At 62.5% G+C, this 20685-nt stretch carries 20 protein-coding genes; 10 read left to right on the top strand and 10 right to left on the bottom strand.

From position 1 onward, the window contains the following. Positions 1–169 precede the first annotated feature (169 nt). Positions 170–1834 (top strand): putative bifunctional diguanylate cyclase/phosphodiesterase, encoded by a 1665-nt coding sequence (locus BBG20_RS09265; protein WP_065902454.1) that lies wholly within the window; start codon positions 170–172, stop codon positions 1832–1834. Between the two features lie 67 nt (positions 1835–1901). Here BBG20_RS09265 and BBG20_RS09260 read toward each other — a convergent pair whose 3' ends face one another. After that, positions 1902–3305 carry a NorM family multidrug efflux MATE transporter gene (locus tag BBG20_RS09260; RefSeq protein WP_065902452.1) on the bottom strand — a complete coding sequence of 468 codons (1404 nt, stop codon included), beginning with the start codon at positions 3303–3305 and terminating at the stop codon, positions 1902–1904. Positions 3306–3457: 152 nt separating this feature from the next. On the opposite strand from BBG20_RS09260, the gene BBG20_RS09255 reads away from it, so the two are divergent. Together BBG20_RS09255 and BBG20_RS09250 are read left to right on the top strand one after the other, a co-directional pair. Further along, complete coding sequence (locus tag BBG20_RS09255) at positions 3458–4378, top strand: LysR substrate-binding domain-containing protein (RefSeq protein ID WP_065902450.1); 921 nt, start codon at positions 3458–3460, stop codon at positions 4376–4378. A gap of 178 nt (positions 4379–4556) precedes the next feature. Further along, complete coding sequence (locus tag BBG20_RS09250; RefSeq protein WP_065902449.1) at positions 4557–6533, top strand: methyl-accepting chemotaxis protein; 1977 nt, start codon at positions 4557–4559, stop codon at positions 6531–6533. 51 nt (positions 6534–6584) lie between these two features. On the opposite strand, the gene BBG20_RS09245 is transcribed toward BBG20_RS09250, so the two are convergent. Both BBG20_RS09245 and BBG20_RS09240 read right to left on the bottom strand, forming a co-directional pair. Further along, positions 6585–8081, bottom strand: a complete 1497-nt coding sequence (locus tag BBG20_RS09245) for a YifB family Mg chelatase-like AAA ATPase (protein ID WP_065902447.1) — start codon at positions 8079–8081, stop codon at positions 6585–6587. Between the two features lie 224 nt (positions 8082–8305). Then, complete coding sequence (locus tag BBG20_RS09240) at positions 8306–8566, bottom strand: accessory factor UbiK family protein (RefSeq protein ID WP_065902445.1); 261 nt, start codon at positions 8564–8566, stop codon at positions 8306–8308. Positions 8567–8988: 422 nt separating this feature from the next. On the opposite strand from BBG20_RS09240, the gene glnK reads away from it, so the two are divergent. The 4 genes from glnK to sutA all read left to right on the top strand — a co-directional run bounded on the left by glnK (position 8989) and on the right by sutA (position 11768). Continuing rightward, the gene (gene glnK, locus BBG20_RS09235; protein WP_002555808.1) at positions 8989–9327 is read left to right on the top strand and encodes a P-II family nitrogen regulator; all 339 of its coding nucleotides are present in this window, start codon (positions 8989–8991) and stop codon (positions 9325–9327) included. A gap of 34 nt (positions 9328–9361) precedes the next feature. Next, positions 9362–10702, top strand: a complete 1341-nt coding sequence (locus tag BBG20_RS09230) for an ammonium transporter (RefSeq protein WP_065902443.1) — start codon at positions 9362–9364, stop codon at positions 10700–10702. Between the two features lie 211 nt (positions 10703–10913). Further along, positions 10914–11339 carry a secondary thiamine-phosphate synthase enzyme YjbQ gene (locus BBG20_RS09225; RefSeq protein WP_065902441.1) on the top strand — a complete coding sequence of 142 codons (426 nt, stop codon included), beginning with the start codon at positions 10914–10916 and terminating at the stop codon, positions 11337–11339. 102 nt (positions 11340–11441) lie between these two features. Beyond that, positions 11442–11768 (top strand): transcriptional regulator SutA, encoded by a 327-nt coding sequence (gene sutA / locus BBG20_RS09220; protein WP_015886504.1) that lies wholly within the window; start codon positions 11442–11444, stop codon positions 11766–11768. A 101-nt stretch (positions 11769–11869) separates the two neighbouring features. Here the strand turns inward: sutA and BBG20_RS09215 are convergent, their stop codons facing one another. The 6 genes from BBG20_RS09215 to lptM are packed head-to-tail and all read right to left on the bottom strand — an operon-like array spanning position 11870 to position 16458. Beyond that, positions 11870–12571, bottom strand: a complete 702-nt coding sequence (locus BBG20_RS09215) for an HAD family hydrolase (protein WP_065902439.1) — start codon at positions 12569–12571, stop codon at positions 11870–11872. Beyond that, positions 12568–13467, bottom strand: coding sequence for a tyrosine recombinase XerC (xerC, locus tag BBG20_RS09210; RefSeq protein WP_065902437.1), 900 nt, complete (start codon positions 13465–13467; stop codon positions 12568–12570). Before xerC ends, BBG20_RS09215 begins: the two co-directional genes overlap by 4 nt. Positions 13468–13469: 2 nt before the next feature. Further along, entirely contained in the window at positions 13470–14186 is a 717-nt protein-coding gene (locus tag BBG20_RS09205) for a DUF484 family protein (protein ID WP_065902436.1), read from the bottom strand. Positions 14187–14199: 13 nt separating this feature from the next. Then, positions 14200–15030, bottom strand: a complete 831-nt coding sequence (gene dapF / locus BBG20_RS09200) for a diaminopimelate epimerase (RefSeq protein ID WP_065902435.1) — start codon at positions 15028–15030, stop codon at positions 14200–14202. Between the two features lie 3 nt (positions 15031–15033). Beyond that, positions 15034–16281, bottom strand: coding sequence for a diaminopimelate decarboxylase (gene lysA, locus BBG20_RS09195; RefSeq protein WP_065902434.1), 1248 nt, complete (start codon positions 16279–16281; stop codon positions 15034–15036). Positions 16282–16290: 9 nt separating this feature from the next. Next, positions 16291–16458, bottom strand: a complete 168-nt coding sequence (gene lptM / locus BBG20_RS31685; protein ID WP_017845169.1) for an LPS translocon maturation chaperone LptM — start codon at positions 16456–16458, stop codon at positions 16291–16293. A 238-nt stretch (positions 16459–16696) separates the two neighbouring features. Between lptM and cyaY the strand changes: the two genes are divergently transcribed. From cyaY to rnk, 3 genes are all read left to right on the top strand, one after another. After that, complete coding sequence (gene cyaY, locus BBG20_RS09190; RefSeq protein ID WP_065902433.1) at positions 16697–17029, top strand: iron donor protein CyaY; 333 nt, start codon at positions 16697–16699, stop codon at positions 17027–17029. Between the two features lie 2 nt (positions 17030–17031). Next, on the top strand, positions 17032–17250 hold the full coding sequence (locus BBG20_RS31675) for a DUF1289 domain-containing protein (protein ID WP_083221352.1): 219 nt from the start codon (positions 17032–17034) through the stop codon (positions 17248–17250). 131 nt (positions 17251–17381) lie between these two features. Further along, positions 17382–17795: a nucleoside diphosphate kinase regulator gene (rnk, locus tag BBG20_RS09185; protein WP_010207444.1), complete on the top strand. Its 414-nt coding sequence runs from the start codon at positions 17382–17384 to the stop codon at positions 17793–17795. On the opposite strand, the gene BBG20_RS09180 is transcribed toward rnk, so the two are convergent. Continuing rightward, the gene (locus BBG20_RS09180; protein ID WP_065902431.1) at positions 17792–20632 is read right to left on the bottom strand and encodes a class I adenylate cyclase; all 2841 of its coding nucleotides are present in this window, start codon (positions 20630–20632) and stop codon (positions 17792–17794) included. The two genes, rnk and BBG20_RS09180, sit on opposite strands and share 4 nt — an antisense overlap. Between the last annotated feature and the right edge of the window lie 53 nt (positions 20633–20685).

Here is a 20685-nt window from a genome sequence, read left to right as displayed (position 1 = left end):
AAATTTGCCGGTTTTGATACTTTGCCGCAGGATGTCGGAGGCTTTTTGTGATTAGCTGCCACTAACCTTTACAGATGGCGTATTTGATAACCCCTATCATTGGTGATTATCAGGCCGCACGTCATAATGCCCGCCGCCAACGAAATTTTGCAGAGTCTAGGGAGCTAGCTTGTCTACGCCTGTCGAACCCTTGCGTTTGCTGCTACTGGCCGATGAGCCAGCGTGGGCAGCGTTGTTGCGCGAGTGCCTGGCGCCGATGGGCGATGGGGCTGTGCTGATCAGCGCACCAAACTGGGAGTCCGTGAGTCGTCTGTTCGATGACGATCACAGCGCCGTTCTATTGACCACGCCCAGCCTGCAACCCGGCCCTGGCCGTTGCAGCCTGCCGTGCGTGTTGTTGCTGGAGCAGGAGCCCCTGGTTTCGCCCCTGGGCGTCAGTGACTGGCTGGTTCGTGCGGTATTGGACGCTGACACCTTGCGCCGCTGCCTGCGCCACGTTCGCGAGCGCGGCCTGCTGGAAAATACCCTGCAGCGCCTGGCCGAACAGGACCCGCTGACCGGTATCGCCAATCGCCAGGGCTTCCAGACCCTGCTGGCTGCGCGGCTGGCCGAGAATGAAGGTCGCGGCCTGGCCCTCGGTCACCTGGACCTCGATAATTTTCGCCATGCCAACGACGCCCTCGGCCACCAGGCCGGTGACCGCCTGATCCTGCAAGTGGTCTCGCGGCTCAAGAGCCAGCTCGAGGCGGGCGACCAGCTCGCGCGCCTCGGCAGCGATGAATTCGCCCTGCTGATCGACACCCGCCGCGCACCCCAGCGTGCCGAGTGGATGGCCGAGCGCATCACCGAAGTGATGGCCGAGCCTTACTGGGTGGATGGTGAAAGCCTGCTGATCGGCTGCAGCCTGGGCGTCGCGCATGCCCGCGCGCGCGCCGGTGCAGACCCGCTGATGTGGCACGCGCATATCGCCATGCAACAAGCCAAGAGCACCCAGGGTTGCACCTTTCATATCTTCAACGAACGCATCAACCGCAACGCGCGCAGCCTGGCCGACCTGGAAACCGAGCTGCGCCGCGCCTTGCGCCGCGACGAGTTGGAGCTGCACTACCAGCCACGCCTGGACCTGGACGACGGCCATATCGTCGGCCTCGAAGCCTTGGTGCGCTGGCGCCACGGCGAGCGCGGCCTGTTGCCGCCCAGCGAGTTCGTGCCGCTCGCCGAGCAGAGCGGGTTGATTGTGCCACTGGGTTACTGGGTGATTTCCCGGGCCCTGCGTGACATGCAGGACCTGCGTGAACGCGGCCTGCCGCCGTTGCACATGGCGGTCAATCTGTCATTTCGCCAGTTCCAGGACAGTCAGTTGCTCTCGACCCTCAGCCGGCTGATCAGTGAGCGCGGAGTGGAAGCGCAGTGGCTGGAATTCGAACTCACCGAAACCGCCGTGATGCGCCGCAGTGACCTGGTCAAGCAGACCATGGACGCCCTTGGCCGCTTGGGCGTGCGGTTTTCCCTGGATGATTTCGGCACCGGTTTCTCATCCTTCGTGCACCTCAACAGCCTGCCGATCGCCTTGCTGAAGATCGACAAAAGCTTTGTCGGCGGCATGGAAGAGCGCGAAGAGAACCGCAAGCTGGTGCACGCGATGATCAACCTGGCGCACAACCTCAACCTGGAAGTGGTGGCTGAAGGCGTGGAAACCCCTGAGCAGCTGGCGCTGCTGCGCTTGTTCGGCTGCGACCAGGCCCAGGGTTACCTGATCAGCAAACCGCTGCCGTTGCCGGAGCTTGTGGAGTACCTGACCTTCGGCAAAGGCCAGCAGGCCTTGCTGGGCTGAATCGAGTTGCGAACGCCACAAACTGTAGGAGCTGGCTTGCCTGCTCCTACATTGATCCATGCAGCCTTCAGTCCGCCTGGACAGCCTGCAGGGAGCTGTAGGTCTGCGGCTCCTGCCGAATCATACGCTTCATCTTCGCCTCAAACGCCCAGGTCAGGCTGAGCGCCGCACATGCGAGGCCCAGCGCCAGCCCCCACCACACACCGGTCGGCCCCCAGCCCAGGGTGAAGGCCATCAGCCAGGCCGACGGAGCGCCGATCAACCAATAGCAACCCGCGCCGATCAGAAAGGTGGTCTTGGCGTCTTTCAGCCCGCGAATGCAGCCCATGGCGATGGTTTGCACGCCGTCGAACAGTTCAAACCATGCGGCCACGGCCAGCAGGCTGACGGCCAGGACGATCACGTCGTGGAACGCCGGGTCGTTGGGGTCGATCAACAGTCCGATCAGTGGAACGGAAAACAGCCACAGCACTGCGGCGAATCCCAACATCACCGCTGCGCCAAATCCGATGCCGACGCGACCGGCCAGGCGTGCATGCAGCAACTGCCCGGCGCCGTAATGTTGGCCGATGCGCATGGTCACCGCGTAGGACATCCCCGCCGGCACCATGAAAGCCACCGAGACGATTTGCAAAGCCACCTGGTGCGCGGCCAGCTGTGTGCTGCCCATCGTGCCCATGCACAGTGCGGCGAAGGCAAACAGCCCGACTTCCACCGCGTAGGTGCCCCCAATCGGCAGGCCGAGGCGCCACAACTCCCGCAGGTACTGGGTGTTGAGGCGCAGCAGGCCGGTGCTCAGCGGGTAGGCGGCATAGGTGCGATTGCGGTGGATGTACACCATCAACGCCAACGCCATGCCATTGGCGACGAGGGCCGTGACCAGGCCGATGCCCATCAGGCCCAGTTTCGGCAGGCCGAACATGCCTTCGATCAATGCGTGGTTGAGCAGGTAGTTGGCCACCGCGCCGCCGAGGCTGATGACCATCACTGGTTTCGCCTTGCCAATCGCGCTGGTGAAACCGCGCAAGGCCATGAAGCTCAAGAAGCCCGGCAACGCGAACGGCAGGATCGTCAGGAACTGCCCTGCGGCGTGCACGTTGGTTTCGGTCTGGCCAAACATCAGCAAAACCGGCTTGAGGTTCCACAGCAGCAAACCGGCCGCCAGGGCCATCAGCCACGCGAGCCACAGCCCGGCCTGGGTCAGGCGGGTGGCGCCTTCGATATCGCCCGCGCCGTGGCGGATGGCGACCAGGGTGCCCACGGCGGCAATCACGCCGATGCAGAAAATCGACACGAATGAATAGCTCGCCGCACCCAGGCCGCCACCGGCCAGGGCCTCGGGGCTCAGGCGCGCCATCATCAGGGTGTCGGTCAGCACCATCAGCATGTGCGCCAACTGTGAGGCAATCAACGGCCCTGACAGCCGCAGAATGGCCCAGAGTTCGGTACGTGCCGGATGCTGCATGATCATCACGCTCAAAAAGTCAGAGGGTTGGGGGAGGGTTGATTCTCGGCGCTCTCAGCGCATTGCACAAAGGGATAAATGCGATCGCTTGCATGATTAAAACTCATGCCTGTTTGATTCTGGTAGGGTTTTGGCATTGCGCTGTCGGAGCTTTCCCTATGTCTCGTCGTCTTCCTCCGCTTTACGCGTTGCGTGCCTTTGAGGCCGCTTCCCGACACAACTCCTTCACCCGTGCGGCCGAGGAGCTGTCGATCACCCAAAGTGCGGTGAGCCGACATATCCGCACCCTCGAAGAGCACTTCGCCTGCCGGTTGTTCCAGCGCAGCGGCCGCAACCTGCAGCTCACCGAAGCCGCGCGCCTGTTGTTGCCTGGGGTGCGCGAGGGCTTCGCCGCGCTGGAACGCGCCTGCCATACCCTGAACGCCGAAGATGACATCCTGCGCATGAAGGCGCCGTCGACCCTGACCATGCGTTGGCTGCTCGCACGACTCAGCCGTTTTCGGGCGTTGCAGCCGGGCAACGAAGTGCAATTGACCAGTGCCTGGATGAGCGTGGACGAGGTGGACTTCAACCAGGAGCCCTTCGACTGCGCGGTGTTGCTGAGCTACGGGCATTTCCCGGCGGACTGGGAGGCCAGCTACCTGTTTCCTGAACTGTTGATCCCCGTCGGCGCCCCGAACCTGTTGGCGGATGGGCCCTGGGATGCCGCCCGGCTGGCCACCGCCGAGTTGCTGCACCCCACGCCGGACCGGCGCGATTGGCGCAATTGGCTGGAGCGTATGGGGTTGTCATCCCAGGTGTCGCTCAAGGGCGGGCAGGTGTTCGATACCCTCGAGCTGGGCATGATCGCTGCCGCGCGAGGCTACGGTGTGTCGATGGGCGACTTGCTGATGGTGGCTGAGGACGTGGCCCAAGGGCGGTTGAGCCTGCCGTGGCCGACCGCCGTGGCCAGTGGTGAAAATTATTACCTGGTGTGGCCGAAGACCCGCCCCGGCGGCGAGCGTTTGCGCCGGCTGGCAGACTTCCTACAGGGCGAAGTGCGGGCGATGGTTTTACCACCGGTCGAGCGCCTCGATTGAGTGGCCCGAGGCACGGGCGCGCAACCGTTTGCGAGATACCCCTGTGATTCGCTCAAGTATTTCCCGCGTCCGCCGAAGTAGGTGTGTTGGAACCATCGTGCACCAACGCTTCCCATTAGATAATTTGCCGAGCAGCGCTATGAGATCAGGATGATCCTGGCCTCGGCCAGGAGCCGTCATGTCTCAACCTCGCGCCCGGATTGCCTCACAGTTAGGCCTCGCATTAGCCGTGATACTGGCTGTTGTCATCAGCGGTAGTACGGTATTCGCCTTGCGTTCACTGGACTCCGCCAACCTCGACACCCGCGAAGAGCACCTGGCCAGCGAGGCGCGGCTGCTCGCCGATCAACTCAACACCTTCCACAGCACCTTGCGCGAAAGTACCCAGCGCTTGAGCGGGCTGTTTGAAAAGCGCTTCGGCGCCGGGTTGAGCGTGCATGCGGATCAACCGGTTACCGTCGCCGGGATGCAGACGCCAGGCCTGTACCTGGGCAATGACGTGTTGAACAACGATTTCGATGAGGTCGATGAATTCAAGGACACCTCCGGCGGCGTGGCCACGGTGTTTGTGCGCAGTGGCGAAGACTTCATCCGTGTCAGCACGTCCTTGACCAAGCAGGATGGCAGTCGCGCCATCGGCACGGTGCTGGACCATCAGCACCCGGCGTATCAGCGCCTGCTTGCCGGGCAGAATTATGTGGGCCGTGCGGTGCTGTTCGAACGTTCCTACATGACCCAGTACACACCGGTGCGCGACGCGGCCGGCAAGGTGATCGCGGTGCTGTTTGTCGGCTTCGACTACACCGACGCGCAGAATGCCCAATTCGAAAACCTCAAGCGCTTCCGCATCGGCAAGACCGGCTCCCTCGCGTTGTTGGACGAACAGAAGCGCTGGCTGGTGCCGCCCGCTGGTGTGCAGGCACTGGATCAGGCAATCCCGGTGATGCTCGACCTGGCGAAGAAGCCGGGCGAGGGCCGTTTCTGGAGCGACAAGAACGAAGACTTCTACAGCGTCTCGGTACCCTTCGAAGGCGGCCCGTGGTCGGTGGTCGCGAGCATGCCCAAGGCTGAGATCCGCGAAGTCACCTGGGCCGTGGGTATCCGCCTGGTGATCGGCAGCGTGCTGGCGATGCTGTTCGCGGTCGGCGCGGCGGTGTGGCTGTTGCGCAGCAAACTGCAGCCGTTGAGTGATCTGGTGAGTCAGGCCGAGGCCTTGGGTGCCGGTGATTTGAGTGCCCGCTTGAACGTGTCCAGCCATGACGAAATCGGCCAGTTGGCACGCAGCTTCAACCAGATGGGCGAGGCGCTGTCGACCATGGTCTCGCACATTCGCAGCGCAGCCGAAGAAGTTAATAGCCGTGCCCAGGCCTTGTCCGGTTTGTCCGGCGGGGCCTATGAGGGCATGGAGCAACAGTCGGGCGAAATCACCAGCATGGCCGGCGCGGTGGAAGAGTTCAGCGCCACCTCGCTGAACATCGCCGACAACATGGGCAATACCGAACGCCTGGCGCAGGAAAATGCGCAGCAGACCCGGATTGGCCGTACCTCGATGCAAGAGGCGTCGTCGTCGCTTGAGCACATCGCCACTGCGCTGAACAGCACCGCCACGGTGATCAACACCCTCGGCCAGCGCTCCCAGGAAATCGGCGGGATCGTCGGCGTGATCACCTCGATCGCCGAACAGACCAACCTGCTGGCACTCAACGCCGCCATCGAAGCCGCTCGGGCCGGTGAACAGGGCCGCGGGTTTGCCGTGGTCGCCGATGAAGTGCGCAACCTGGCGTCGCGTACCCGCCAGGCCACTGATGAGATTTCCGGGATGATCCAGAGTATCCAGCAGGAAACCGGCAATGCCATCAGCACCATGGAGCACGGCAATGTGTTGATGCAGGAAGGCCTGTCGCGCAACGCCGACGTAGCCTCGGCCCTGGCACGGATCGACGAACAGAGCCGCTCGGCCGGCCAGCAGTTTGCCGCGATCACCACCGCCACCCAGGAGCAGAGCAGCACCGCGACCTTGCTCAGCAGCAACTTGCAGAGCATTGCGCTGGCCAACAGCGAGCAGCGTGAAGTGGTGTCGAACCTGGCGATTACGGCCAAAGAGCTGGAGACGCTGGCAGCGAGCTTGCGGCATGAGGTGGATCGGTTTCGCTGAAACTGGATTTGCGCACACTTCCTGCCCAGGCCCTGCTGATGCTCAACAGGCTCAGGTGATCGCTGCCGGACGATATTGCAGCGCCTCTTGCAGGTGATGGCGAGCGATAGTGTCTGCTTGTTCCAGGTCCGCCAGCGTGCGCGCTACCTTGAGCAGCCGGTGGGCCGCGCGCAGCGACAATGTCAGTCGCTCGCAAGCGGTCTCCAGCCAGCTTTCGTCGACCTTTGCCAGCGTGCAATGCTTGCGCAGCCCCGGTAGATCCAGGAAGGCATTGGCGCAGCCCTGGCGCTTCAGCTGACGCTCCCGGGATTCGGCAACCTGCGCCGATGCCTTCGCCGTGTTATCGCCATCCTGCAGGGTCGGGTTCAGCGCGGTGGTCTCCCGGGCGACGGTGACGTGCAAGTCGATCCGGTCCAGCAGCGGCCCGGAGAGTTTGTTGCGATAGCGCTGAATCTGCTCCGGCGTGCACCGACAGCGCCCGCTGGGATCGCCCATGTAGCCGCAGGGGCAGGGGTTCATCGCCGCCACCAGTTGAAAGCGCGCCGGGAAACTCACCCGGTCGCGGGCGCGGGAAATCACGATATGCCCCGATTCAAGGGGCTCGCGCAGCACCTCCAGGACCTTGCGATCAAACTCCGGCAACTCATCCAGGAACAACACCCCGTGATGGGCCAAGGTGATCTCCCCCGGCTGCGGCTTCGAGCCGCCGCCCACTAATGCGGGGCCTGATGCAGAGTGGTGCGGCTGACGAAACGGCCGGTGCGGCCAATGGCTCAGCGGCGCGAGGCTGACCACTGACTGAATCGCTGCCACTTCCAGGGCTTCCTGTTCACTCAATGGGGGCAATAACCCAGGCAGGCGGCTCGCGAGCAAGGTCTTGCCGGTGCCGGGCGGTCCGCTCAGCAACAGGTTGTGCGCGCCTGCAGCGGCAACCAGCAGAGCACGCTTGGCCATTGACTGGCCTTGCACTTCGCTCAGGTCCGGGTACGGCTTGTTCAGGTACAGCAGTCCATCGGACTTGTAGGGCTCAATCGGCGCATGCCCATTCAGGTGTGCCACCACTTGGAGCAAATGGTCGACTGCAATCACCGTCAGCCCGGACGCCAGGCACGCTTCCTCGGCATTCGCCCGAGGCACTATCACGGTGCGTCCGGCCTTGCGTGCTGCCAGCGCCGCGGGCAGCACGCCTTTCACCGCTCGCACCGCGCCGGACAGTGCCAGTTCGCCCAGGCATTCCACGTTATCCAGGGTCAGCGCCGGCACCTGCACGCTGGCCGCCAGGATCCCCAAGGCAATCGCCAGATCAAAACGCCCGCCGTCCTTGGGCAGGTCGGCGGGCGCGAGGTTGAGGGTGATCCGGCGGTCGGGGTATTTCAGTGCTGAATTGAGAATGGCACTGCGTACACGGTCCTTGCTTTCCTTGACTGCGGTTTCCGGTAAACCCACCAGAGTCAGGGACGGCAACCCATTGGCCATATGCACTTCGACGGTGACGGCAGGGGCTTCGACGCCAATTTGGGCGCGGCTGTGGACAATGGCGAGGGACATGCTCGTTCCTTGAAAGGGAGGGCCGCTTCCTGCGGTTTTTCAAGGGTAGACGAGGTGGAATAGAGCGGGGCGTGGAGGTTTTACAGAACGTATCTAGGGAACGACGCAGAGCAAACGTGGGAGCGGGCTAGCTCGCGAAAGCGCTGGATTTGCCAGCATCTGCATGTCTGACAGACTGCATTCGCGGGCAAGCCTGCTGCCACATTTTGACCCCGTTGCGTCAGTTACTCGACCGGGGGTGTCAACCGCGCTTCCAGCTCAGCCACTTTGGCTTCCAGGCTCTCCAACCGCGCACGTGTGCGGGCCAGCACGACCATCTGGCTATCAAACTCTTCGCGGCTCACCAGGTCGAGTTTGCTGAAGCCGCTTTGCAGCAGCGCCTTGAACTGGCTTTCGATTTCATTGCGGGGCAGCGGGGTGTCGCCGCTGAACAGGCGAGAGGCGTGGCCGCTCAGGGCATCGAGGAGATCTTTGGGCGCGAGCATGGGAAATATTCCGGAAAACTGTTGGCCGGCAGTGTATCACGCAGCGTCTATAGTGATTTTCACGGCCTGCCGCGCACGCTTTTCGCGCAACCGGCCGTAGGGCGACGCACTGTTTTTGTGCGCATTGCGTTCGCCAGAAAGCCCCGCAGGTGGGCATAGGTGAGCAAAGGACTGATTTCAGTGATTTTTACGGAGCTGGCAAGGTTTCTGCTTAGACGATCATGACCCATGCACTGATGCAGTCGCTGTGACGAATGCAGTGCGCCGACGGATCAGGGGTACAGGTTTCGTCACCAGTGGTTCGCTGGCGTCGCCACGGCAATTGCCCTTGCGACGACGCGTTACAAAGCCAGGCACTGCGCTTAGACTTGAGACGGGTTTGTTTTCCTGGGGCAAGTCCACCAATTCGGGAGAGAGTTTTCATGAAGCTAGTCACTGCCATCATCAAGCCGTTCAAGTTGGACGATGTACGCGAGTCGTTGTCCGAGATCGGCGTGCAGGGCATTACCGTTACTGAGGTCAAAGGCTTCGGTCGGCAGAAGGGTCACACCGAGCTGTATCGCGGCGCGGAATACGTGGTCGATTTCCTGCCGAAGGTGAAGATTGATGTCGCCATTGACGACAAGGATCTTGACCGGGTTATCGAGGCGATAACCAAGGCCGCCAACACCGGCAAGATCGGTGACGGCAAGATCTTCGTGGTCAATCTGGAACAGGCTATTCGCATCCGTACCGGCGAAACCGATACCGACGCAATCTAAGCCGCCAAACCCCAACGCCCCAGGAGAAAACAATATGACTCTGCGTAAATTCGCAGGGCTCGGAGCCCTGTTGTCCATCGTAATGCCCAGCCTGGCCATGGCGGCAGACGAAGTGGCTGCTCCAGTCCTCAATTCCGGCGACACTGCATGGATGCTCACATCCACTGCGCTGGTGCTGTTCATGACCATTCCAGGCCTGGCGCTGTTCTACGGCGGCATGGTGCGTTCCAAAAACATTCTTTCCGTGATGATGCAGTGCTTCGCCATCACCGGCCTGATCACCATCCTGTGGTTCGTGTACGGCTACAGCATGGCGTTCGACACCACCGGGATGGAAGCGGGCGTCGTCAACTTCAACTCGTTCGTCGGCGGCTTGTCCAAGTTGTTCCTGTCGGGTGTGACCCCAGCGAGCATCACCGGCCCTGCGGCGCTGTTCCCTGAGGCGGTGTTCGTCACCTTCCAGATGACCTTCGCGATCATCACCCCGGCGCTGATCGTCGGTGCCTTCGCCGAGCGTATGAAATTCTCCGCGATGCTGATCTTCATGGGCGTTTGGTTCACCCTGGTCTACGCACCGATTGCCCACATGGTCTGGGGCGGCCCGGGTTCGTTGCTGGGCGACTGGGGCGTGCTGGACTTCGCAGGCGGCACCGTAGTGCACATCAACGCCGGTGTGGCTGGCCTGGTGGCGTGCCTGGTACTCGGCAAGCGCAAAGGCTTCCCGACCACCCCAATGGCGCCGCACAACCTCGGTTACACCCTGGTGGGTGCCGCGATGCTGTGGGTCGGCTGGTTCGGCTTCAACGCCGGCTCCGCAGCGGCAGCCAACGGCACTGCCGGCATGGCGATGCTGGTCACCCAGATCGCTACCGCTGCTGCAGCGCTGGGCTGGATGTTCGCCGAGTGGGTCACCCACGGTAAGCCAAGCGCACTGGGCATTGCCTCGGGTGTGGTCGCTGGCCTGGTGGCAATCACGCCAGCCGCTGGCACCGTGGGCCCGATGGGCGCCCTGGTGATCGGTCTGGCTGCCGGTGTGGTGTGCTTCTTCTGCGCCACGACGCTGAAACGCAAGCTGGGCTACGACGACTCCCTGGACGCCTTCGGCGTACACGGTATCGGCGGTATCCTCGGCGCGATCCTGACCGGCGTGTTCGCTGCCCCTTCGCTGGGCGGCTTCAACGCGGCCACCACTGACATCGCGGCGCAAGTCTGGATCCAGTGCAAAGGCGTGGGCTTCACTGTGATCTACACAGCCATCGTGACCTTCATCATCCTCAAGGTGCTGGACGTGGTGATGGGCCTGCGTGTGACCGAAGAAGAAGAGGCGGTCGGCCTCGACCTGGCGCAACACAACGAGCGCGGCTACAACTTGTAAGTACGCGAAAAAAAGATGCCCGGCTTGCCGGGCATTTTTTTGCCTGGCGTTTGTCAGTCATAACAAGCTGTGTCGGTTTTTGCGCCCAGTTTGTGATGGGGCGCACGCGGCACTTTCCAGCGTGCGAATGTCTTACAGGCATGTAGGCGTATTCGGCACTTTGTTTTTTCCCAGAGCGCGCTAGAATGCGCGCCGATGGGCGGAGAACTGTATGTGGCAACAGACCCTGGTCACCCTGCGGGCAAAGCCCCGGGGCTTTCACCTGGTAACCGACGAGTTACTTGCCGGCCTGCCTGAATTGAAGGCATGTCGCGTGGGCCTGTTGCATCTGTGGCTGCAGCACACCTCGGCCTCGTTGACCGTCAACGAGAATGCCGACCCGGCGGTTCGTCGTGACTTCGAGCGTTTCTTCAATTCGCTGGTGCCGCAAGGCCGGGCAGGATTCGAGCACAACGACGAAGGCCCGGACGATCTGCCGGCGCACTTCAAGGCCAGTCTCCTGGGCTGCCAGCTGAGTTTGCCGGTGAAGAACGGCCGCTTGGCGATGGGGACCTGGCAAGGTGTTTATCTGGGCGAGCACCGTGATCATGGCGGTGCTCGTAAAGTCCTCGCCACTCTGCACGGTGATGGGGCATAAGCCACTGGTTATCCAGTGGATGTTGATTTTTTTCCGGCGAACTCGACAGAGGGTGAAGCTGGGCTATAACTAATCTGCTTTTCGCAAGTCATGAGGTAGAACATGAGCGACGATGATCTGGAAAACGACGAACTGGAAGTAGGTGACGAAGACGACACCGAAGAAGGTCTTGAAGCGGCGGCTGAAGACGTTGCTGACGACGACGGTGGCGATGATGCGCCTGTTCCGGCTGCCAAGGGCAAGGCCAAGGCTGCTGTTTCGGTAGACGAACTGCCGAGCGTCGAGGCCAAGAACAAAGAGCGCGACGCGCTGGCCCGTGCGATGGAAGAATTCCTCGCTAAAGGCGGCAAAGTGCAGGAAGTCGAGGCCAACGTGGTGGCAGATCCACCGAAGAAGCCAGATAACAAGTACGGCAGCCGACCTATCTGAGGTCTGCCACCTGCTTGCTGAAAGAGCCCGCCGTCGCTGCGGGCTTTTTCATGCCTGTAGCAAACTGGCTGGCCCACCGCATTCCTGTGTGGGCGCTGGCTTCAGTGTGTATGCCAACTGCGCAGCAGTGGCGGCAGTTCGGTCAAGCTGCGAATCTCGGCATCCGGGCGCTTTTCACCTTCCCACGGCTTGCCTGTCGGGTTGAACCACACCGCACGCAGGCCCGCCTGCTGCGCCCCGGCGATGTCATCACCCGGGTGGTCGCCCACGTGCACTGCCTTGCTGGCGTCCACGCCACCGCGTTGCAACGCTTCCTGAAACAATCGCGCATCCGGCTTGGCGATGCCGACATCTTCGGCGCGCAGGGCAAAGTGAAAGTAGTCCGCCAGGCCCACGCGCTGCACATCAGCATTGCCATTGGTGATCACCCCCAGCAAAAAGTGCTGGCGCAAGGCTTGCAGCATCGGCTCGGCTTCCGGGAATACGCTGAGCTGGTGGCGTGCGTGGATGAATGCCTCGAAGCACACATCGGCCATTTCCGTGGCCTCGGGCTGTGGATAACCGGCCTCTTCAAAGGCGTGCATCAGCACCCGGTGGCGCAGGATGCTGATGCGGTATTTCAGCTCGGGATGACGCTCCAGCACGTGTTGGCGCAGCTTGGCGAAATGCTCCAGGGGCAAGTCGCCGACCTTGGCGGCGTTCACCGCCAGCCATTCGCGCATCGACGCTTCGGCGCTGATGATGACGGGTACGTTGTCCCAGAGTGTGTCGTCCAGGTCGAAGGTGATCAGCTTGATACTCATGAGTCGCCGCCCTTGATGCGTTTGGCCCGTGGATGGGCGCTGTCGTACACCGTTGCCAGGTGCTGGAAGTCGAGGTGGGTATAGATCTGCGTAGTCTTGATATCGGAGTGGCCGAGCAGCTCTTGTACCGCGCGCAGGTCCTGGGACGATTCCAGCAGATGGCTGGCAAAGGAGTGCCGCAGCATATGCGGATGCAGGTTCTGGCCCAGCTCGCGCTCGCCGGCAGCCTTGACCCGCACCTGAATGGCCCGAGGCCCCAGGCGCCGGCCTTGCTGGCTGATAAACACGGCGTCGTCCACCGGGTTGGCCAGGGCGCGTAGCGGCAACCAGAGTTGCAGCGCCTCGCGGGCCTTCCTGCCGACCGGCAGCACACGGGTCTTGCTGCCTTTGCCAAGCACTTGCACCAGGCCGTCCGCCAGGTCCAGTTGATCCAGGTTGAGGCCGGTCAGCTCCGACAGGCGCAGGCCAGAGGAATAAAACAGCTCGAGGATCGCCTGGTCGCGGTGGGCGAGGAAGTCATCCTCTACCGCACCCTCCAGCAGTTGCAGGGCGCGATCGGTGTCGAGGGTCTTGGGCAGGCGCCGCTCGCCCTTGGGCGGGGACAGGCCGTTGGCCGGGTCGTGGTCGCACAGGCCTTCGCGATTGAGGTAGTGATAGAGGCCGCGCACCGCCGACAGCAGGCGCGACAGGCTGCGCGAGGACTGGCCCTGCTGGTGCAGGCGCGCGATCAGGCTGCGCAGGCCCTGGATATCCAGGGCTTTCCAGCTGCTGATCTGGTGTTTTTCGCAGTACGCCAGGACCTTGTTCAAGTCCCGTCGATAAGCTTCCAGGGTATGGGGCGACACCTGGCGCTCGTTGCGCAGGTGAGCGCAATAAGCGTCCAGTTGCCGTTCCATGGCTAGCGCACCGCGCGCAGGGCGGTGGTAAAGCGCGGTAATACCCGGCCCAGCACTTCGGCGATATAGGTCAGGAACAGCGTGCCTACCGAGCTTTTGTAGTGTTGCGGGTCACGGCTGGCGATGGCCAGTACGCCGTGCAGGCCTTGATGACTGAGCGCGACCACGGCGGTGGAGCCGATCTGCTTGCGCTGTTCGGCGCCAAACAGGAAGTCCAGTTCGTGCTCGCGTAAGGTACCGCTGATGGTCTTGCCTTCGGACAACAGGCCGCCGATCGCGGTTTGTGCATCGCCACCGCTGACCCAGCGACCCACCGGCATCGGGTTGTCGCTGAACAGGATCAGGCTGACAAAGGGCACCTGGAAGTCCTGGCGCAGGCTGTCTTCGACGGCGATCACCGCTTCTTCCAGGCTGGTGGCGTCCATCAGGGTCAGAATCAGGCGGCGGGTCTTGTCGAAAAGGCGGTCGTTGTCGCGGGCCACGTCCATCAACTGCGAGAGCCGATGACGCATTTCGATATTACGCTCGCGCAGGATCTTCATCTGCCGCTCCACCAGCGACACGGTATCGCCGCGCTGGTGAGGGATGCGCAGGGCCGGCAGCAGCTCTTCGTGCTCGACGAAGAAATGCGGATTCGCCTCAAGGTACGCCGCGACGGCAGCGGCCTCCAGACTTTCGCTCGGGGTAGCTTGTGCGGGTACTTGAGGCTTATCGGTCATTAGCTTTGCTCACTCATAGACGGACCTGTCCTTCGTATACACGCGAGGCCGGCCCGGTCATCATCACCGGGTGGCCAGGGCCTGCCCATTCGATGGACAGGCGTCCACCGGGCAGGTCGATCAGCAGCGGCGAATCCATCCACCCCTGGCTGATCGCGGCCACGGCAGCGGCGCAAGCACCGGTACCGCAGGCCTGGGTTTCGCCGGCGCCGCGTTCCCACACACGCAATTGCGCGCGGGTACGGTCGATCACCTGCAGGAAGCCCACGTTGACCCGTGCCGGAAAGCGCGGGTGGTGTTCGATCTTCGGCCCCAATTCATGCACGGGCGCGTTGTTGATGTCGTTGACCCGCAGTACGGCATGCGGGTTGCCCATGGACACCGCGGCGATATCGACAGTCTTGCCGTCCACGTCCAGCGCGTAGCTGGTGGCCTGCTCGGTGGCCTGGAACGGAATGTCCGCGGGCACCAGGCGAGGGGCGCCCATGTTGACGCTGATCTGGCCGTCGCTGCGGATATCCAGCTCGATCACGCCGCTCTTGGTCTCGACGCGAATCTGCCGCTTGGCGGTCAGGCGCTTGTCCAGCACAAAGCGGGCGAAGCAGCGCGCACCGTTGCCGCACTGTTCCACTTCGGAACCGTCGGAGTTGAAGATCCGGTAACGGAAGTCCACCTCCGGGTTGCTCGGTGCCTCGACGATCAGCAATTGGTCGAAGCCAATCCCGGTATGCCGGTCGCCCCACTGTTTAGCGTGCTTGGGCAGGATGTGCGCGTGCTGGCTGACCAGGTCGAGGACCATGAAATCATTGCCCAGCCCGTGCATCTTGGTAAAACGCAGCAGCATGGCTTACTCCGGCAGCAGGCTTTCGCCAGCATACAACTCGGCTACCGTCTCGCGGCGACGCACTTCGAACGCTTGATCACCGTCCACCAGCACCTCGGCGGCACGGCCGCGGGTGTTGTAGTTGGAACTCATGACAAACCCGTAGGCACCGGCCGAATGCACGGCCAGCAAGTCGCCTTCCTCCAGTGCGAGATGGCGGTCCTTGGCCAGGAAGTCGCCGGTCTCGCAGATCGGGCCGACGATGTCGTAGGTGCGCGGTGCGCTGTCGCGAGGTTTCACGGCAGTGACGTCCATCCAGGCCTGGTACAGCGCCGGGCGGATCAGGTCGTTCATCGCCGCATCGACGATGGCGAAATCCTTGTGCTCGGTGTGCTTGAGGTACTCGACCTGGGTCAGCAGCACGCTGGCGTTGGCGACGATGTAGCGGCCCGGCTCGAACATCAGCGTCAGATCGCGGCCTTCGGTGCGCTCGCGCACGGCCTGGATGTAGTCGGCAATCAGCGGCGGTTCTTCGTCGCGATAACGTACGCCGACACCACCACCCAGATCGATGTGGTGCAGGTAGATGCCGCACTCGCCCAGGCGATCGATCAACGCCAGCAGGCGGTCGAGGGCATCCAGGAACGGTGGCAGGGTGGTCAGTTGCGAGCCGATGTGGCAATCGACACCCAATACTTCCAGGTTCGGCAGCTGGGCGGCGCGGATGTACACGTCCTCGGCGTCGGCAATGGCGATGCCGAACTTGTTCTCTTTGAGACCGGTGGAAATGTACGGGTGGGTGCCGGCGTCGACGTCCGGGTTGACGCGCAGGGAAATCGGCGCGCGAACGCCCATCTCGGCGGCCACGGTCTGCAGGCGCTCCAGCTCATCGGTGGATTCGACGTTGAAGCAGTGCACGCCCACTTCCAGGGCGCGGCGCATGTCTTCGCGGCTCTTGCCGACGCCGGAGAACACGATCTTGTCAGCCTGGCCGCCAGCGGCCAGTACTCGTTCCAGCTCGCCACGCGACACGATGTCGAAACCAGCGCCCAGGCGCGCCAGGACATTCAGTACGCCGAGGTTGGAGTTGGCTTTCACCGCGTAGCACACCAGGTGCGGCACGCCGTTCAGCGGGTCGGTGAACGAGCGGTACTGCGCTTCGATGTGCGCGCGCGAGTACACGTAGGTCGGGGTACCAAAGCGCTCGGCAATCGCGGACAACGCCACGCCTTCCGCGAACAGCTCGCCGTCCCGGTAGTTAAAAGCGTCCATGATCTTCCCTTAGTAGGTGTCGTGCTTATGCGCTTTAGCGGGTTTTTGCGACGATTGCGCCTGTTCATTCGGATCTTTGCTGTCATCGGGCAGGTACAGCGGGCCTTTTTGACCACAGGCACTAACGAGGCAGGCGACCGCGACGAGCGCAGCAAGGGAAGAGATCAGGCGCTTCATGGCGAAATCCTTGAATATGCATTAATTGCGCCCGAGTATACCGACCACCCGCCAGCTTGCCTATGCGCTGGAATACCCGTCCAGCGGGGGTTTGCCGAGATAGTCGGGAAACGTCCTACGCTCGATGGGGATATTTCATTCCGTCGATCGTGATGAAATCGGTATCCTTTGCAATCGGCGAGGCTCGCCCGTATCGTGCGGCGCTTGAGCAAAACCAGACACTTTTGAGGTTGCCACAATGAGTTTGACCGAAGCCCGTTTTCACGACCTGGTGGATTCGACCCAGCAGGCACTGGAAGATATTTTCGACGACAGCGGCCTGGACGTGGACCTGGAAAACTCGGCCGGCGTGCTGACCGTCAAGTTCGAGAGCGGCCAGCAGTTGATCTTCAGCCGCCAGGAGCCGCTGCGTCAGCTGTGGCTGGCGGCGCGCTCCGGTGGCGTGCACTTCGACTACGAAGAAGAAAGCGGCAAGTGGCAGTGTGACAAGAGTGAAGAGCTGTTGGGCGAGATGGTCGCGCGCCTGGTCCACGAATATACCGGCGCCGAGCTGGATTTCGACGAGATCTGACCGTGACCCAGCCTGTACCTGTCCGCCCGCCGAAGCCGCTGTTCAGTAATGTCAGCCCGGCGGTGCCGTCACCTTGTATCAGTTTGTGTCGTCTGGACGAGCATAAAGTCTGCCTTGGTTGCTTCCGCCACGTGGAAGACATCCGTGAATGGCGCTCCGCCGATGATGCCCGGCGCCGGGTGATCTGCCTGGATGCCGAGCAGCGCAGGGCGCGCACCTGAGGTCGTCTTGTTTATTTGTGACGCTGTGGTAGTGTCCGGGTACGCCTCAACTCATCGAGGCCCGTGAGAACCCCGCCTTTTCCTGGCGGGGTTTTGCTTTTTTGTGCAGAAAAAAGGAGTCTGCCTGAATCATGACCACCGCACCGTCCATCATTCTTACCCGTCTTGACGTGCAGCGTCTGGAGCAACTGATCGACCGCTTGGGCGACGAGTCTCCCGGCGTCGAAGCGTTGCAAGCCGAACTCGACCGCGCCGAAGACGTGGTCGGTCACGATGAAGTGCCTGCGGGTGTCGTGACCATGAACTCCAGCGTGCATTGCCGTGAGCAAGGCAGCGGCAAGGACTACCACCTGACCCTGGTCTACCCCAAGGACGCCAACGCCGACGAAGGCAAGATCTCGATCCTGGCGCCGGTCGGCAGCGCGTTGCTCGGCCTGCAGGTGGGCCAGCATATCGACTGGCCAGCACCAGGCGGCAAGACGCTCAAGCTCGAATTGCTCAGCGTTGAAGGCCAGCCCAAGGATGGCGGCGCCTTTCCTCTCTAAATCTGGCTCAGCGCCGTATTGAGCGACAGTTCCAGCTCGGCCTTGTAGCGCAGGTACAAATTGCTCGGGCTCTGTACATCACCGAGCAGGCCCGACAGGTCCAGGTCGGTGATGTAGCAGCGGTAACGTTCGGCTTCCCGACGTTGCCCGACAATCTCCTGGGCGACCACTGCAAACAGCTGGTCGCCAAACTCCAGTTCGCAAAACTCCCGCTGATTGCAGTACAGGGTAATGCCCACTTGGCCGGGCGCCGCCTTGCCAATAATCGCCTGCACGTCATAAAACGGTTTGTTTGTCGGGTTTTGCGGAGCCGGCCGCGGCTCGATGCCGCGTGCGCGACTGCTGCCCGACGGCAACAGCTGGTAATAAAAGATCTGCACTTCGCCCAGCGGTTGTTGCGGGTCCAGCGGTGACAGCGCATCCCGGCGATAAATGATCGATTGCAGGAAGCGCTGCAACGGCGCCAACAAGCTCTGCTCATCGTGGAACGGCAAGCGTTGCTGCCAGAGCGCGTTGAACTCATCCAGCACATACAGCTCGGCGAAACCCTCGTTGACCCGGTAGAACACCTGCACGCAATCGGCCATGCCCATCGGCAGCAACAAGGCCAGGTCGTGGTCTTCCAGGGCCATGGCGTCCAGGTGCAGCGGGCTGTAGCTGGCCAATTCTTCGCTGAGGTAGGCAATCAGTGCATCCTGGGTCGCCAGCGACACATGGGTGGCCTGGCCCGGCGTCAACTCCATCACGTGATAGTGCTGCTGTACCTGGAGCAGGTAGCGGTGATTGCCCTGGCCGAGCAGCAGGTTCTGCGCGGTGTCGAAGATTTCTTCGACGCGCTGGGCAATGAACTGCGCACGGTTGTGACAGAAACAGCGCACCCGCAACCGCGGCAGATGGTCGGCCGGCAGTTGGTTGAGGTAGTCGCGCAGGCAGTCGAGCAGCGCATGGGGGCCGTCGTAACGACTGACCATCACCTCGTTCCAGCTATTGAGCGTGACCTGGTCCAGGGTCAGCACCAGGTTGTCGCGCACCCCGGCATAACTCAGCGAGTCGGTACGCTCGGTGGTCATCAGGATATTCAGGTCGCGGTGATGCTTGAGCGGGTCGACGCCGACGTTGATCAGCAACAACACCTCCTCGGGCACCGCCGAGCGCAGCAGGCGCTCCTCATCGACGCTGGCCAGCGGCAGGGCGATGGTCTGTTGCAGGCTGCCGAGCAGGTTGAACAGCTCGAACTCGGTCATGTCGCTGACGCCTGGATGCAGCGCCAGCCGGGTGCTGCTGTCGATCACGCCGTTGCGGTGGCACCAGGTGAGCATTTCCAGCAGGTCACGGCTGCGCTTGATCGGCGCGAAGTGTTCCCATTCCAAGGCCGTGAGGTTGCCGTTGTACAAGCCCCAATGGTGCTGGCCCGGCTCCTTGCGATTGGGCGATTGCACCAGGGTGAGGGTATCTTCGGCCAGGTCCGGGGCGATGCCGGGGTTGATGAATTCGACCTTGCCGGCCTTGCGTTCGAAGGCGGCATACAGGCGCCGGCCCAGCACATTGAGGTCGCGCTTGTTGATCAGGCTGACGGTCTGTTCGGTGCGGGCGAATTGGGTCAGGAAGCGATAGCTGTAGTTCAGCTCGTTGACCAGGGCGCGGCGCTCGGACGCCACCTGACGTACTTTCCACTGGCTGCGGCTGTCCAGCAGCGCCAGCTGGCGGTGGTCCCAGCCCCACTCATGCGCCAGGCGCTCCAGCAACAGCCGCTGCCAACTGGTCGCGCGCTGGCCGACGGTCAGCTTGCGGTTGACCTTCAGGTACAGCGCCCGCCGTACCAGTTCCAGGCGTTCCGGCTCGTGACGGGCCTTGAGGTATTCCTCGATGCGACGGTAGACCACGATGTACGGGTCGAGCTCATCCAGGTCCATCTGGTTGGCGAACACCGCGCGCTTGAAGCGCAGGCTCAGGCACTGCACGTTCGGGTGCTCGCTGGCGTAGACCTCGGTCAGCAGCAGCTTGAGCACCGACTTGTAGGGTGACTCGATGCCCTTGAACAGCTGCCACAGCCCGGCGCCGATGAATTCGCCCGGGGGAATGTGCGCCAGGTGGCCGAGGTCGAGGGTTTCATCGGCGCGGATAAAGCGCTTGGATATCAGCGTATGGGTGAACTCGGCATAGCGGGTTTCTTCGTACACCGGCACCAGCCACCAGATCGGCGTGCGCCCGGCCAGCCAGATGGCGGTGCGGTAGAACTCGTCCAGCAACAGGTAATGCTGGGTGGTGCCGCAGTCGTCGGAGCTCAGTTGCGTGTCGCGCTCGCCGAGCACAAAGCGCGTCGGCTCGATCAGGAAGAAGTGTGCTTCGGCGCCCATGCTCAGGGCCCAGGCCTCCAGCAGCTGGCATTTTTTGCGCAGTTCGGCCAGCTCGGCTTCGCCGAGGTCCGGCGCATGGCACACCCACACGTCCATATCGCTCTGATCCGCCTGGGCCAGGGTGCCGAGGCTGCCCATCAGGAACAATCCATGAATCGGCCGTGGCGGGTTGCCATGGCGTGGCTTGTAGGAGAACGAGCGAGTCAGACGCTGGGCTTCGGTCAGGGCTTGGGCGTCGGGTTCGAAATTTGAGAGCCCCGCAGGCGTGCTGCCCGAGACATAGCCTGGCAGCAGCGGGTGATTGACGTGAAAGAACAGCGGCAACAGGGTCAGCACGCTTTGCTGGCGTGGCGTCAGCCCCTCGACGGCCCGAGCCATGCGGCCTTCATTGAGGGCCATGAAACGCGCGCGCAGTTGGGCCAGTACCTTGCGGTCAATGCCTTCGTCCAGGTCGGGGCGGATTTCGTGGGTGCGGGTCATGTCGAATTCGTTGGCTCGCAGGGCCCAACGTGGGCGGCCGTGTCGGAGTTTAC

The sequence above is a fragment of the Pseudomonas aylmerensis genome, assembly GCF_001702265.1.
GTDB classification, from domain to species: Bacteria; Pseudomonadota; Gammaproteobacteria; order Pseudomonadales; family Pseudomonadaceae; genus Aquipseudomonas; species Aquipseudomonas aylmerensis.
The sequence above is the reverse complement of the archived record's forward strand: the minus strand, read 5'-3'. Positions and strand labels throughout refer to the sequence as shown.

Excerpts from the sequence above, each read along its gene's own strand:
- xerC (WP_065902437.1), bottom strand. The coding sequence starts at position 13,467 with ATGGAACGGCAACTGGACGCTTATTGCGCTCACCTGCGCAACGAGCGC.
- BBG20_RS09260 (WP_065902452.1), bottom strand. The coding sequence starts at position 3,305 with ATGATCATGCAGCATCCGGCACGTACCGAACTCTGGGCCATTCTGCGG.
- rnk (WP_010207444.1), top strand. The coding sequence starts at position 17,382 with ATGACCACCGCACCGTCCATCATTCTTACCCGTCTTGACGTGCAGCGT.
- sutA (WP_015886504.1), top strand. The coding sequence starts at position 11,442 with ATGAGCGACGATGATCTGGAAAACGACGAACTGGAAGTAGGTGACGAA.
- BBG20_RS09240 (WP_065902445.1), bottom strand. The coding sequence starts at position 8,566 with ATGCTCGCGCCCAAAGATCTCCTCGATGCCCTGAGCGGCCACGCCTCT.
- BBG20_RS09205 (WP_065902436.1), bottom strand. The coding sequence starts at position 14,186 with ATGACCGATAAGCCTCAAGTACCCGCACAAGCTACCCCGAGCGAAAGT.
- BBG20_RS09215 (WP_065902439.1), bottom strand. The coding sequence starts at position 12,571 with ATGAGTATCAAGCTGATCACCTTCGACCTGGACGACACACTCTGGGAC.
- lptM (WP_017845169.1), bottom strand. The coding sequence starts at position 16,458 with ATGAAGCGCCTGATCTCTTCCCTTGCTGCGCTCGTCGCGGTCGCCTGC.
- BBG20_RS09245 (WP_065902447.1), bottom strand. The coding sequence starts at position 8,081 with ATGTCCCTCGCCATTGTCCACAGCCGCGCCCAAATTGGCGTCGAAGCC.
- BBG20_RS09230 (WP_065902443.1), top strand. The coding sequence starts at position 9,362 with ATGACTCTGCGTAAATTCGCAGGGCTCGGAGCCCTGTTGTCCATCGTA.
- BBG20_RS09250 (WP_065902449.1), top strand. The coding sequence starts at position 4,557 with ATGTCTCAACCTCGCGCCCGGATTGCCTCACAGTTAGGCCTCGCATTA.
- BBG20_RS09255 (WP_065902450.1), top strand. The coding sequence starts at position 3,458 with ATGTCTCGTCGTCTTCCTCCGCTTTACGCGTTGCGTGCCTTTGAGGCC.
- dapF (WP_065902435.1), bottom strand. The coding sequence starts at position 15,030 with ATGCTGCTGCGTTTTACCAAGATGCACGGGCTGGGCAATGATTTCATG.
- BBG20_RS09180 (WP_065902431.1), bottom strand. The coding sequence starts at position 20,632 with ATGACCCGCACCCACGAAATCCGCCCCGACCTGGACGAAGGCATTGAC.
- cyaY (WP_065902433.1), top strand. The coding sequence starts at position 16,697 with ATGAGTTTGACCGAAGCCCGTTTTCACGACCTGGTGGATTCGACCCAG.
- glnK (WP_002555808.1), top strand. The coding sequence starts at position 8,989 with ATGAAGCTAGTCACTGCCATCATCAAGCCGTTCAAGTTGGACGATGTA.
- lysA (WP_065902434.1), bottom strand. The coding sequence starts at position 16,281 with ATGGACGCTTTTAACTACCGGGACGGCGAGCTGTTCGCGGAAGGCGTG.
- BBG20_RS09225 (WP_065902441.1), top strand. The coding sequence starts at position 10,914 with ATGTGGCAACAGACCCTGGTCACCCTGCGGGCAAAGCCCCGGGGCTTT.